The 13,116-nt window shown below is 46.3% G+C and carries 13 protein-coding genes; 7 read left to right on the top strand and 6 right to left on the bottom strand.

Going from position 1 to position 13,116, the window contains the following annotated elements:
* Positions 1–124 precede the first annotated feature (124 nt).
* Positions 125–2,524: a GH36-type glycosyl hydrolase domain-containing protein gene (locus P5V12_RS01060; protein WP_316955383.1), complete on the bottom strand. Its 2,400-nt coding sequence runs from the start codon at positions 2,522–2,524 to the stop codon at positions 125–127.
* Positions 2,525–2,843: 319 nt separating this feature from the next.
* On the opposite strand from P5V12_RS01060, the gene rpsT reads away from it, so the two are divergent.
* Complete coding sequence (gene rpsT, locus P5V12_RS01055; protein WP_316955382.1) at positions 2,844–3,110, top strand: 30S ribosomal protein S20; 267 nt, start codon at positions 2,844–2,846, stop codon at positions 3,108–3,110.
* A gap of 72 nt (positions 3,111–3,182) precedes the next feature.
* On the opposite strand, the gene P5V12_RS01050 is transcribed toward rpsT, so the two are convergent.
* The 5 genes from P5V12_RS01050 to rplU all read right to left on the bottom strand — a co-directional run bounded on the left by P5V12_RS01050 (position 3,183) and on the right by rplU (position 7,486).
* Entirely contained in the window at positions 3,183–4,241 is a 1,059-nt protein-coding gene (locus P5V12_RS01050; protein ID WP_316955381.1) for a histidinol-phosphate transaminase, read from the bottom strand.
* 48 nt (positions 4,242–4,289) lie between these two features.
* Positions 4,290–5,411: a glutamate 5-kinase gene (gene proB / locus P5V12_RS01045; RefSeq protein ID WP_316955380.1), complete on the bottom strand. Its 1,122-nt coding sequence runs from the start codon at positions 5,409–5,411 to the stop codon at positions 4,290–4,292.
* Positions 5,412–5,471: 60 nt separating this feature from the next.
* Positions 5,472–6,659, bottom strand: a complete 1,188-nt coding sequence (gene cgtA / locus P5V12_RS01040) for an Obg family GTPase CgtA (protein ID WP_316955379.1) — start codon at positions 6,657–6,659, stop codon at positions 5,472–5,474.
* Positions 6,660–6,902: 243 nt separating this feature from the next.
* Positions 6,903–7,160 (bottom strand): 50S ribosomal protein L27, encoded by a 258-nt coding sequence (rpmA, locus tag P5V12_RS01035; RefSeq protein ID WP_316955378.1) that lies wholly within the window; start codon positions 7,158–7,160, stop codon positions 6,903–6,905.
* A 14-nt stretch (positions 7,161–7,174) separates the two neighbouring features.
* Positions 7,175–7,486, bottom strand: a complete 312-nt coding sequence (gene rplU / locus P5V12_RS01030) for a 50S ribosomal protein L21 (protein WP_316955377.1) — start codon at positions 7,484–7,486, stop codon at positions 7,175–7,177.
* Between the two features lie 272 nt (positions 7,487–7,758).
* Here rplU and P5V12_RS01025 point away from each other — a divergent pair, with 272 nt between their 5' ends.
* From P5V12_RS01025 to P5V12_RS01000, 6 genes are all read left to right on the top strand, one after another.
* Positions 7,759–8,721, top strand: coding sequence for a polyprenyl synthetase family protein (locus tag P5V12_RS01025; protein WP_316955376.1), 963 nt, complete (start codon positions 7,759–7,761; stop codon positions 8,719–8,721).
* Positions 8,722–8,793: 72 nt separating this feature from the next.
* Positions 8,794–10,437 carry a glucose-6-phosphate isomerase gene (gene pgi, locus P5V12_RS01020; RefSeq protein WP_316955375.1) on the top strand — a complete coding sequence of 548 codons (1,644 nt, stop codon included), beginning with the start codon at positions 8,794–8,796 and terminating at the stop codon, positions 10,435–10,437.
* Positions 10,438–10,660: 223 nt separating this feature from the next.
* Positions 10,661–10,927: a DUF2282 domain-containing protein gene (locus P5V12_RS01015; protein WP_316955374.1), complete on the top strand. Its 267-nt coding sequence runs from the start codon at positions 10,661–10,663 to the stop codon at positions 10,925–10,927.
* 47 nt (positions 10,928–10,974) lie between these two features.
* Positions 10,975–11,826 (top strand): DUF692 domain-containing protein, encoded by an 852-nt coding sequence (locus tag P5V12_RS01010; protein WP_316955373.1) that lies wholly within the window; start codon positions 10,975–10,977, stop codon positions 11,824–11,826.
* Entirely contained in the window at positions 11,823–12,611 is a 789-nt protein-coding gene (locus P5V12_RS01005; RefSeq protein ID WP_316955372.1) for a DNA-binding domain-containing protein, read from the top strand. The genes P5V12_RS01010 and P5V12_RS01005 overlap by 4 nt, the downstream gene beginning before the upstream one ends.
* Positions 12,608–13,075: a DoxX family protein gene (locus P5V12_RS01000; protein WP_316955371.1), complete on the top strand. Its 468-nt coding sequence runs from the start codon at positions 12,608–12,610 to the stop codon at positions 13,073–13,075. The genes P5V12_RS01005 and P5V12_RS01000 overlap by 4 nt, the downstream gene beginning before the upstream one ends.
* Positions 13,076–13,116 lie beyond the last annotated feature (41 nt).

Genomic DNA, 13,116 nt, shown 5'->3' with positions numbered 1-13,116 from the left:
GCGTTTTTATAGTGTAATTTTTCACGCGCTTCTGTGTGTTAAACATAAATAGGGGAGTAACCGTGACCGGCTACTCCCCCATACTTACAACATGGAATATGCAGCAATGAGCGCCGCACACCAATTACCCCATTACCACAACGACTTCATTGTCAGAACCTTCAGCCTGAACCGGAACAGGGCCATCAATAGCTTCACCGTTAAGTGTAATAGATTTAACGCCTTTGCTAACATGATCTGGATTCTGAACTTTGATATTAAATGTCGCACCGCGCCATTCACGTTTCACTTCAAAGCCATCCCAGTCACTTGGTACACATGGGTCAATCACTAGCCCATCAAAGGACAACTGAATACCTAACATATAGCCTGTACAAGCGACATATGCCCAACCAGCAGTACCCGTTAACCATGGGTGGTTAGCACGACCATGGTCTTGATGGTCTCTACCCATAATGAACTGAACATAGGAGTATGGTTCAGCAACACGAGTTTCAATTTGATCATTTTGGTTATATGGAAGAAGCGCATCATAGAACTTCATTGCCAAATCACCACGACCCACTTTTGTTGCCGCTACCCATGCCCATGGGTTTGGATGAGAGAAGATCGCACCGTTTTCTTTCACACCGGCGTATACACGAGTTACAAAACCGATGTCGTCATTTGGTGTAGCAAAAGAAGGCGCATTCAGGTGCAAGCCGTATGGCGAGTACAAGTACTCATCCAACGCTTTAACCGCTTTCTCAGCACGCTCACCTTCAGCACAACCGGAAAGAACCGCCAAGGTGTTAGATTCCATATGAACCTTACCTTCGGTGTCAGTAGAAGTACCGATTTTCTCACCGTTTTTAGTGATCCCACGGATGTACCAATCACCGTCCCAAAGCGCTTCGTCACAAACTTTTTTAAGGTCAGCAGCACGAGTTGCATAGGTTTCAGCGTCGGCATCTTTACCTAAGTATTTCGCTGCATCAACAAACTCATTCAGAGCCCAGTAGTAAAGGAAAGTGGTCATCGCAGACTCACCACCCCCCAGGTTCAAACAGTCATTCCAGTCCGCACGCAAACCTTTACAGATACCTGTTTGACCAACGTACTCAGCAGAGAAGTCGAGAGCTTTAGTCATGTGCTCGTACACAGTACCTTCGCCACCATCTGCATAGGTAACCACTTGGTTAAAGAAGTCTGTTTCACCGGTTTCCATCACATAGCGACAAATAGTTGGAACTAGCCATAGGTGGTCATCAGAACAGGTATCTTCGATACCGTGAATCTTGTCTTCATCACTTGGCGTTGGCACAACGGTTGGTGACTTGGATGGCTTAACATCAGCTTTATCTGGATCGAACCAATCTGGATCGAACAAGTGCAAACCGTAACCCGCTTTTACTTGACCACGTAGAAGGTCAACAATACGCTTCTTGGTCATCGCTGGGTGAGTGTGTGGACACGCCATTGCATCTTGAGCAGTATCGCGATATCCCAAACCAGTACGGCCACCTACTTCAATGAAGGATGCAAAACGAGACCAAACAACACAGGTCTCTGCTTGGTATAGCGTCCAAGCATTGATCATAGTGTCCAAACCCTTGTTTGGAGACGTTACTTGGAACTTGGAGCAACGCTCATCCCAGTGAGCTTTGATTTCAGCTAGAGCAGCATCAACGTTAGCCATGTCCTGGTATTTCTTACGAAGACGTGGGCCGTTTTCTTTGCCAATGCCTAGAACAACTGAGAAACGTACTTCTTCGCCAGGCTGCAAAGTGAACTGCTTGTGCAAAGAACCGCAATGGTTGTAACAGGTCTGCGCAGTGTTAGAACATTTGCCATTTTCAACCGCGATTGGGTTAGCTTCATCACGGTACATACCAAGGAAGCTGTCACGCTGGCTGTCGTAGGAATCTGGATCGAAAGAAGAAGCCAGGTAGTAGAAACCTTCGAAGTCACTGGTGTTGTAGTACAAGTCGTACAAAAGCACACCGTCATTGTAGGAGGTACCCGCAGAGTACAGGCTCATCTGATGGTTTTGGTTATCAGACTGAATGTGGCTGTAGGAGAACTCTACATAAGAGAAAGCACTGATAGTACGAGGCTTGTCGCTGTCGTTTTTGATGCGAACATCCCAAAGCTCAGCGTCTTCCCCTTTAGGAATCAGGATAGTCTTCTCAGCTTTGATGCCGTTGTAGTCACAGGAAAACTTGGAGTAAGAAAGGCCGTGACGTACTTCGTATTTGGCTTCGTCCAGGCTCTTGGCAACGGGCTGCCAGGAAACAGACCAATAATCGGCAGTTTCGTCATCACGCAAATAGATGTAGTGACCTGGACGATCCTGAGTAAAGTTCGGGCGAAACTTGGTTACACGGTTATACTCTGGCGAGTTATAAAACGAGTACCCACCTGCGTTGTGGGAGATGACCGTAGCGAACTTCTCAGTACCGAGGTAATTTGTCCAAGGTGCTGGCACGTCTGGGCGAGTAATCACATACTCGCGATTATCATTGTCGAAGTAACCGTATTGCATGATAGGGTCTCTTTTACCTTTGTATATTTGATATATCGGTGGGATTTATTTTGGGGCGCATTATAAAGTAGGGCGAGTGAGCACGCCAGCAAGGCCACACGGTTCCTTCGTCCAAATCAAATCAATTCCGGCGAAAAGTACCCCTTTCCAACAATAACCAACCAATTTTAGCCCGCAAATGTTGACATCAGATAGGAAACCGGGATAATACCGCGTCCTTAATTTGCCCACTAAGGGCAATAAAAGCAGATTTTACGGCTTCTTATTAATTGGCCGTCAAACCTAGAAGTTATTTCATTTTATATATAGGAGCAAAGCGGTGGCAAACTCACCTCAAGCAAAGAAACGTGCCCGTCAGAACGACCAGGCTCGCCGTCACAATGCTAGCCTGCGCTCCATGGTTCGCACTTATCTTAAACGAGTGGATGCGGCGATTGAAGCAGGTGATGTTGAAGCAGCGAAAGCCGCTTACGCGAGTGCAGTACCCGTTCTAGACCGTATCACCGACAAAGGTATCTTCCATAAGAATAAAGCAGCTCGTCATAAGAGCCGCTTGAATGCCAGAATTAAAGCAATGGCAGCCTAATCAGAAGAAGTAACCTGATACGAAAAAGCCGACTCTATGTCGGCTTTTTTATGGGTAAAAATCAGTAGAAAACTAGCCAGGAAGCAAAGCGCCAAGCACTGAAATCAATCGCTCCGTTTGTTCAAGCGTACCAATAGTAATACGCAACCCCATCCGCCCTTTTTCATCTGCTTTTGGTCGCACCAAAATACCGGCTTTTCTCAACCCCTCTTCAACCTGCGCAGCATCCTCAGGGAACATCCATATAAAATTTGCCCCACTACGCCAATAAGGTATCGCCACCCGATCCAGAAAACCTTCCAACATAGGCTTGGCCTCATCCATCACTTCTGTGACGTAAGCCTCCACCGAAGTAGTGTCATCCAGCACCGCATTGGCAGCCACAATCGCCAGCTGGTTTACATCGTATGGGCCCCGCACATTTAGCAACGCCTTAATGTTTGCCGGCGCAGATACAACATACCCCAAACGCAAAGAAGGGATACCCCAGGTTTTGGAGAAGGTTCGGGTAATCACAATGTTAGGATACTGAGCAACCAGATCCGATACCGTGGTTTTCGAATACTCAAAATAACATTCATCTACCAGTATCGCAGCTTCTGGAGCAGCCTTAGCCAAAGCCAGGACCTCACTGCGTGAAACCAATGTGCCACACGGGTTGTTCGGGTTGGAAACCACAATTAAACGTGTTTTATCGGTGATAGCAACCATCACATCTTTAACCGGATAGCCACCTTCTTTCGTGTAAAAAGGCGAGATTATTTCTTGCCCTTCCACCTTTGCAATCTGCTCATAAATTGCAAAGCTCGGTTGCGGAATAATTACCTCATCTCCCGGCGCACAAGTCGCCCGAAACACAAGGTCAATTCCCTGATCCGAACCATTAGTGATCATTACTTGCTCTGCGGGCACCTTGGCATAAGCCGCAATACGCTCAACAATGTCGCCATATGAAGGATACATCTGCAGACGACCGGCATTGATGTACGCAATGAGAGCTTCTCGCACAGCATCGCCCACCGGCAATGTGCGTTCATTAAAGTCCAACAGAAGATAAGAGTGAGGGTCACGCCCTTCAAGAGGGGGCTTGTACGCCCCCATATCGTATAGATGAGATTTGAAAATGGTCATACAGAACTCATAAAAACTGCCGCCAAGAGACGACCGAACACGAACAACCTATGAAAGAACCAGGTTATCCCTATGGATGAGCTCATCATAATCTTTATAGCCAATTAAGGCAGTAATTTTTGTGCTTGGCTGACCCACAATCCTACGCGAGTCATCGCTATTGTAGTTCACCAGCCCGCGAGCAATTTCGTTACCTTTCTGATCACGACAAACGACCATATCACCACGGCTAAAGTGCCCCAACACACCTTTGACACCCACAGGCAATAAACTCTTACCCTCTTCCCGCAGCACCTTCACTGCACCATCATCAATAACCAATACGCCCCTCGACTGCAAGTGCCCAGCCAGCCAACGTTTACGCGCAGCAATCGGCTGCTGCCCCGCGTACAGAAGCGTTCCAAGTAATTCACCCGCTGCAACACGATTGATTACATCGTATATTCGACCACCAACAATAATGGTATTACCACCAGAGCGAGCAGCAATTCGCGCAGCTTTAACCTTACTGATCATGCCACCACGCCCCAACGAACCACCACCACTAGCCATAGCGTCAAGAGACTCATCCGATGCGGGCCGCTCAAAAATAATTTGAGCCAAAGCATTCTGACGCGGGTCACTTTCATACATCCCCTTCTGGTCAGTCAGAATGCACAACGTGTCCGCCTCAATCAGATTGGTAACTAACGCTCCCAAAGTGTCGTTATCACCAAAGCGGATCTCCTCAGTCACCACCGTGTCGTTTTCGTTCACGATAGGAATGACACCAAGCTTATTTAGCGTTCGCAAAGTTGAGCGAGCGTTGAGGTAACGTTGACGATTGGTTAGATCATCGTGATCCAACAGAATTTGGGCGGTCTTAATACTGTATTTATTAAATTCCTGCTCATAGGCCTGAACCAAACTGGTTTGCCCTACCGCAGCCGCAGCCTGCTGCTCATGAATATTTTTAGGTCGCTCTTTCCAACCAAGGCGAGTCATTCCCGCGGCAACAGCACCGGAGGAAACAATAACTATTTCATAGCCTCGCTTTTTTAGCCCTGCAACTTGCTGTACCCATGTTGCAATAGCTTCTTTATCCAAGCCCCGACCATCATCAGTTAGCAAAGCACTCCCGATTTTGATTACCCAACGTCGACTTTGCTTAACCTGCTGCCTTCTATTCATTACTCCCCCATCAACTGCGTAGCCTCTGCCAGCTCATTCTAACCGAGCATTGACTGCGATTTACTGAACATATTCGATTTCAACGTCAAAATCGTCATCATCTTGATCATCATCATCTTTCTGCTTTTTAGCCTTATGAGCGGCCCGTAAGGCCTCAATTTTCTCTCGAGCCTCTTTTTGCATTTGCTTTTGTATTGCCAGCTCCTGCTCTGCCAACTCGGGGTCTTCCTTTTCAGCATCCCAGACAGATTCCAAGTGAGTAAGTATACGCTCACACAACTGATCCGTACCTGTTTTTGCCAGAGCAGATACCGCTAAAACCTCACCCCTCCAATCAAGTGCATCAATAATCGCCTGCTTTCGCTCTGCCAGTTCATCCTCGGAAATCAAGTCCGCTTTATTTAAAACCAACCATCTTTCACGCCCCGCCAAGGTCGGACTAAACCGCTCCAACTCGCGAACAATAGACAACGCGTTCTCAGCCGGATCAGAACCGTCGATAGGACTGACATCAACCAAATGAACCAAAATTCGACAACGGGTTAAATGCTTAAGAAAACGAATTCCCAGACCAGCACCTTCAGCCGCCCCTTCAATCAACCCAGGGATATCAGCAATAACAAAACTGCGATGACGCTGAACCTTTACCACCCCCAAACTTGGAATCAAGGTAGTAAATGGATAATCCGCCACTTTTGGCTGAGCAGCAGATACCGCACGAATAAAAGTGGACTTACCCGCATTAGGCAAGCCGAGCATCCCAACGTCTGCCAACACCTTCATTTCCAGCTTGATGCTTTTATATTCGCCCTCACTCCCCGGACTGGTTTGACGCGGAGCACGGTTGATACTCGATTTGTAACGCGTGTTACCCAATCCATGAAAACCACCCTGAGCAACCAACAGGGTTTGCCCAACCTCGGTTAAATCACCAATTTGCTCATCTGTTTCCAGATCAATGACAGACGTTCCGACTGGCACCTTGAGATACAAATCTTCACCCTTTTTACCAGTACAGTTCCTGCTGCGCCCAGACTCACCACTTTCTGCCCGATATTTACGCTGATAACGGTAGTCGATCAGTGTATTTATACTCTCATCAGCGAGTAAGTACACACTACCACCATCGCCACCATCGCCACCATCCGGGCCGCCTTTCGCAATAAACTTCTCTCGCCGAAAGCTCATGCAGCCATTGCCGCCTTTACCCGCGTACACCTCGATGGGCGCCTCATCCACAAATTTCATTTCACTATCTCGCGTATTTTCGAATAAGGAAGAATCCAGGATTCAACCAGCAGGACACAACTCCAGGACACTTAACACTTTCCAACTATAGAGAAGACACAGACATCAATCGCCGCTTAGCCCGTTATTCAGAGCATAGACTGACCAACCACTACCACCTGCGAAACACAAAAAATTGCGTCCAATACAAAAAAAGCCCTGTTACCGAAGCAACAGGGCTTTTAGATTCAGTTCAAAACCGAATTAAGCTTGCACAATGCTTACGAATTTACGATTGCGCTCACCCTTCACTTCAAACTTAACTAGACCTGTTGCTTTTGCAAATAAAGTGTGATCTTTACCTACACCAACATTGTCACCAGCATGAATTCGTGTGCCACGCTGACGAACCAAGATACTGCCCGCGTTTACTAGTTGGCCGCCAAAACGTTTAACACCTAAGCGTTTACTTTCGGAATCGCGACCGTTACGGGTACTACCACCTGCCTTTTTATGAGCCATGATTTACTCCTCGATTAACCTTTGATTCCAGTGATTTTCACTTCGGTGTACCACTGGCGATGACCTTGACGCTTCATAGAGTGCTTACGACGACGGAACTTGATGATTTTCACCTTATCCGCACGACCATGGCTCAATACCTCAGCAGTTACTTTAGCGCCATCTACAACAGGAGCGCCGATTTTTACGTCGTCGCCGTTTGCTACAAGCAATACTTGGTCGAAATCGACATTCTCGCCTGTTGCAACTTCAATTTTTTCAAGACGAAGAACTTCGCCTTCTTCTACGCGGTGCTGTTTACCGCCAGCAGCAATAACTGCGTACATAATATGCTCCAAAAAACATACACTGGACGACACGAAGTAGCGTTTACACTAGCTAAAACGCTTTCAAGCCCCCGCCACTATTAGCGAAAAACCTCAAAACTTGCGTCGTATACCTATAAGGGTCGCGAATTCTAAGCGATATGGCCACCCGAAGCAAGATTCCAGCCGGTATAAATGCAAACTATTACCAGTGTTATCTTTTGAAAACTTGACACTTTATTATGAGCACCATAGCATCCGCCTTCTTATCCAGGCGGCGCAGATTTGCTTAGATGCTATCTTTCCAAAAAATAATCCAGACAGACTTTGAAGCCATGAACCAGTTGATCCTTGATCAACTGCATTCAGACGTGGACCTTGTAGAAAACATTGGCCGCTACATTATTGACGCTGGAGGGAAGCGTCTGCGCCCCATGCTGGTACTGCTGATGGCGAATTGCCTCGGCTATCAGGGAAAACAACATATCAACCTGGCCACTATCATCGAGTTTATTCACACAGCGACACTACTGCACGATGACGTAGTTGACGTATCCAGCTTGCGCCGTGGGCGTCCAACGGCAAATGCCAAGTATGGCAACGCCCCCAGTGTGTTGGTTGGTGACTTTCTGTACTCGCGCGCATTCCAGATGATGGTTGCCATCGGACACATTGAAATAATGGATATTTTGTCCAACACCACCAATGTGATTTCTGAAGGCGAAGTCCAGCAGCTAGTTAACGCCAAAAACCCTCAAGTGACTGAGCAGGATTACTACACGGTCATCCACAAAAAAACTGCCGCACTGTTTGAAGCAGCATGCGAGATAGGTGCAGTGATTGCAGAAACCGACAAAGAAACGGCGCAACAAGCCAAAGCTTTTGGTTATCACCTCGGATTAGCATTTCAGTTAGTTGATGATGCGCTGGATTATGAGGGGGATGCAGAGGCTCTGGGGAAAAACCTCGGCGACGATCTCGCAGAAGGCAAGCCAACTTTACCTCTTATCCATTCAATCCAGCATGGCTCAACTGAAGAGGCTGTGCTAGTACAAAATGCGATAAAAAACGGCGAAGTTGATAAGCTGCAACAAATTGTGGATATAGTAAATAAATGCGGAGGCTTGGACTACACTAAGACCTGCGCCCAGAAACATGCTAATAATGCGCAAGAAATATTAACTAACTTCCCAGAAAGTGACTTCAAGTCAGCCTTGAGCGACCTTGCGGCATTTTCCGTAGAACGCTCCTACTAACCCCGACATCTGACACTTACTGGGTTTATTAGGAAAGCATAATTCACACTTCATCGAGTAGAGAGTCTACTTATGCCAACAAAACGTCTACCAGATTATTACAACAACTGGAGCAAGCTCGAAGAACTTGCTAACGGTTGGAAAAGCAAAACATTGAAACAAGCTTTCGAAGAAGACAACAACCGAGCTGACAGATACTCCATCTCTGCAGCAGGCCTCCACTACGACTTCTCAAAAAACCACATCGATGAAGAAACACTGCAGCAATTAACCGCTGTGGCCGAACAAGCCAATCTCAAAAATGCCATTAAGAAGCTATATCGCGGTGACCACGTAAACAATACAGAAGACCGACCCGCCCTGCATACAGCGCTGCGCTTTAATGGCGAGCCGCAAACAGAAGAGCAGCAAGCTGTTTCCGCCACACTGGAAAAGATGGGCCACCTGATTGATTCAGTACACTCTGGAGAATGGAAAGGTTACAAAGGCGATAGGATCACCGACGTAGTCAATATTGGTATTGGCGGCTCTGACCTGGGCCCCCGAATGGTTACCAAGGCACTTACCCCCTTCCACACGGGGCATGTAAAAGTGCATTTTGTTGCCAACATCGACGGTGCAGAAATCCACGATGTCATGTCATCGCTTAACGCCGAAACCACGCTATTCCTTGTTGCATCGAAATCCTTTTCCACGCTGGAAACACTGGAAAACTCCCTTACGGCACGCCGCTGGGTATTAGAATCCGGCGCACAGGAATCCGACTTGGCCAAGCACTTTGTCGCCATCTCCTCGAAGGTAGACAAAGCCGTTGAGTTCGGCATTGATGCCGATAACGTCTACCCAATTTGGGACTGGGTTGGTGGCCGCTACTCTCTTTGGTCCGCGATTGGCATGCCTATCGCCTTTGCCGTCGGCATAGAAAACTTTAACAAGCTTCGTGCTGGCGCCGCCGCAATGGATGCACACTTTGCAGAAGCCCCCATCGAACGCAACATTCCCGCCCTGATGGGATTGCTCATGTTCTGGTATAGCAACCTGATGGGAACGGACACTCAAGCGATCCTACCCTACGCTTATCACATGCAAATGCTGCCTGCATACTTACAGCAACTGGAAATGGAAAGTAACGGAAAAAGCGTTACCCGAGATGGCGAACTGCTGGATTACCAAACCGGTTCTATTGTATGGGGAACAGAAGGCACCAATGGACAGCACTCTTTCCACCAGCTACTGCATCAGGGTACAACAGTCGTCCCCATTGACTTCATTGCCACACTGAAAGCTCATCATCCATACGACCATCAGCACAAGTTCCTGTTTGCCAACTGTCTGGCACAGAGCCAAGCCCTTCTAACAGGGAGAGACCTGGCAACAGCAGAAACCGAGCTGAGAGCACAAGGGGCGAGTGAAGAAGAAGTTGCTCGCCTGGCAACTCATAAAGTTCACCCTGGCAACCGTCCGAGCTCAACGATTGTTATGGATACATTGAAGCCAGAAACTCTCGGCGCACTGATTGCAGCATACGAGCACAAGGTATACACCCTTGGCGTATTGTGGAATATAAATTCCTATGACCAATGGGGTGTTGAACTGGGCAAACTGCTTGGCACTCACGTAACCACAGCTATCGACACAACGGACGTCCCTAAAGATTGGGATTCATCCACCCAAAACCTGATCAAACGATTTACTGAAGCCAATAAAAAGCTCTAGTGTTTGATAGGCAAAAACGAACAAAAGGCGCTACATGCGCCTTTTTATTTGCCTGGAACATATCGGATAATGGCTACCGGGATAGTGCTTGAGGTTCGCAAGAATCGAAACAAAATATAAAACCATTTTTGAACTTGCATTCAAAAACTCAGTCATACCTGTACACACAAAACAATTGAAGCTTTCAAAATAATAGAAAGCCCTTTACCCTCAGGAGATAACCATGAAGAAAATGACAAAAAACGTTGCCATTTCCAGCGCAATTGCTGCCGGCATTATGATGGCTGCATCCACCGACGTACTTGCAGAAAAAAAGATGGAAAAATGCTATGGCGCGGTTAAAGCAGGCAAAAATGACTGCGCAATCAAAAGCCAGGGTACGTCCTGCGCTGGTGAAGCCAAAAAAGATTCTATTGGCGATGCCTGGATATACGTCCCCAAAGGCACTTGCGATAAAATTGTTGGTGCCAGCACCGAACCCAAAGCGTAATATCATTTACCGCCGGCCACTCCTGGCCGGCTCTACTATTTAAAAATATGCATAACCTCCCAGATAAATCCGGTATAAGCCTCAAACCCAAGCACTATCAGGAAATCATCGACACTCACCCGAAAATCAGTTGGTTTGAGATTCACCCCGAAAATTATATGAGTGCGGGAGGGTTAAACCATAAATTTCTTCAACGGATTCGCGATCAGTATCCCATAACTATGCACGGTGTAGGCATGTCTCTTGGGTCAGCGGATGGCCTAAACAAAGAGCACCTGAATGAACTAAAAAAGTTGGTCGACTTATACCAACCCGCTCTTGTTTCTGAACATTTAGCCTGGAGTCATTGGAAACAAAACTATTTCAACGACCTTTTACCTTTTCCTTATACCGAAGAAAGCCTGCGGATAACCGCGAATAACATTCATCAGGTTCAGGATTACTTAGGCCGAAACATTCTTATAGAAAACCCCAGCGTCTATTTAGCCTTTGGCAACAACGATTATTCCGAGCCGGATTTTATTTCCGAACTCATAAAAAAAACCGAGTGTAAGCTACTACTCGACGTCAACAACATTTTTGTCTCTGCCAAAAACACAGGCTTTAGTACAGAAGAATATATCAATGACATACCTCTTCAGCATGTAAAAGAAATCCATCTGGCCGGCCATTCAGTCATGCCGTTGACAGAAGAGAAAAATATTCACATTGATAATCACGGGTCGAAAGTATCGGAAGAAGTTTGGCAACTATTCAGATACACCATACAACAAGCAAGACGAAAGATCCCCACGCTAATAGAATGGGACACAGACATTCCAAGCCTGTCGACGCTATTACAGGAAGCGCTCAAAGCGGAACACGCCATGAAAGAAAGCCTGAGCGAGGCGGGGCCATGAAGCTTAGCGAGCTACAACGGAAATTTTATAAAAACGTTTTTATGCATGAAGAAGAAAGCCTTCTTCAATTGAAACAGGCATTCCCAAATTACTCAGAAGAAGAATTAAAGGCCAGAATATCGATATATAAAAACAATACTTTTTTATCGCTCATTGATGTTCTTGCAGAGACCTTCCCTAACACTCAAAAAACTGTTGGTATAGATTTTTTCACACTGTTAGCGAAAGACTATATACGTCATCACCCTCCAAAAACAGCATCATTAATCTCGTACGGGGATCACCTACCAAGCTTTATACTCCAACACGAAAAAACGGAACATCTTCCCTATTTGGGTGATTTGGCACAACTGGAGTTTGACCGGCATATAGCTTATTACACTGAAGACACCCCCCCCCTGACACAAGAAGACTTCACCCGCATTGATGTAGAGCGACTAGCTGATTGCAGGATAACTGTATTAAGTAGCGTGCGCTTGCTGGCTTCGAACTACGCCGTTGTCAGCCTATGGCGTTTTAACAACGATGACAATAAAGATGATGAACAAATCATTATAGATCACCCTGAATTCTGCATTACATTCAAAGACAATGACGAAGTCATCAGCTACAAACTTGAACCAGCCTTGTATACATTTCTAAAACAAATAGTCGAACAACACTCAATTGGCGCAAGCCTTGATGAGACTTTAGAACAACACCCTGACTTTAATGCAACAGAGGCAGTCCAGTTTTTGGTTCAAAGCCACATCGGAGAAAGAATTATCAAAGGAGACAACGAATGACATTCCTGAAAAAAATCGATTCATTTGCACGACACTTAGGAGGACTTTGTCCCGAATGGGTCATATCCATCACATTCAGGATTTCTTTATTTTTGGTTTTCTGGCAGTCAGCTCAAAAGAAAATATCTGGTATAGAATTTTTGGGGCAAGATTGGGCATTTTGGAATGTAACGGATCGAACCATTGCCTTATTTCAGTATTCCTACAACATACCGCTTATCCCACCGGAGATAACAGCTTATATTGCTACATTTGCAGAATTCTTTTTATCGATAACCATTCTATTGGGTTTCATGACCCGCATGAGTGCTTTATGTTTACTAATTATGTTGGCCATAATTCAATTTGTCGTACTGTTCCCGAACGGAGACTGGCAAACACACTTATTATGGGCGGGAATGATGGTATATTTGCTTAAAAATGGATCGGGAAGCTTAAGTTTAGACAACTTGATCAGATCCTAAAAAGAAAAAGAGTGTTGGATAGCACCCAACACTCATCTTGC

This window comes from Teredinibacter sp. KSP-S5-2 (assembly GCF_032773895.1).
GTDB lineage: Bacteria > Pseudomonadota > Gammaproteobacteria > Pseudomonadales > Cellvibrionaceae.
This window is presented reverse-complemented; position numbering and strand designations above follow the sequence as displayed.

Bases quoted from the DNA above. Each gene is read 5' to 3' on its own strand.
- cgtA (WP_316955379.1), bottom strand. From the start codon at position 6,659: ATGAAATTTGTGGATGAGGCGCCCATCGAGGTGTACGCGGGTAAAGGC.
- P5V12_RS01010 (WP_316955373.1), top strand. From the start codon at position 10,975: ATGCATAACCTCCCAGATAAATCCGGTATAAGCCTCAAACCCAAGCAC.
- P5V12_RS01050 (WP_316955381.1), bottom strand. From the start codon at position 4,241: ATGACCATTTTCAAATCTCATCTATACGATATGGGGGCGTACAAGCCC.
- P5V12_RS01000 (WP_316955371.1), top strand. From the start codon at position 12,608: ATGACATTCCTGAAAAAAATCGATTCATTTGCACGACACTTAGGAGGA.
- P5V12_RS01060 (WP_316955383.1), bottom strand. From the start codon at position 2,524: ATGCAATACGGTTACTTCGACAATGATAATCGCGAGTATGTGATTACT.
- P5V12_RS01025 (WP_316955376.1), top strand. From the start codon at position 7,759: ATGCTATCTTTCCAAAAAATAATCCAGACAGACTTTGAAGCCATGAAC.
- P5V12_RS01015 (WP_316955374.1), top strand. From the start codon at position 10,661: ATGAAGAAAATGACAAAAAACGTTGCCATTTCCAGCGCAATTGCTGCC.
- rplU (WP_316955377.1), bottom strand. From the start codon at position 7,486: ATGTACGCAGTTATTGCTGCTGGCGGTAAACAGCACCGCGTAGAAGAA.
- rpmA (WP_316955378.1), bottom strand. From the start codon at position 7,160: ATGGCTCATAAAAAGGCAGGTGGTAGTACCCGTAACGGTCGCGATTCC.
- P5V12_RS01005 (WP_316955372.1), top strand. From the start codon at position 11,823: ATGAAGCTTAGCGAGCTACAACGGAAATTTTATAAAAACGTTTTTATG.
- proB (WP_316955380.1), bottom strand. From the start codon at position 5,411: ATGAATAGAAGGCAGCAGGTTAAGCAAAGTCGACGTTGGGTAATCAAA.
- pgi (WP_316955375.1), top strand. From the start codon at position 8,794: ATGCCAACAAAACGTCTACCAGATTATTACAACAACTGGAGCAAGCTC.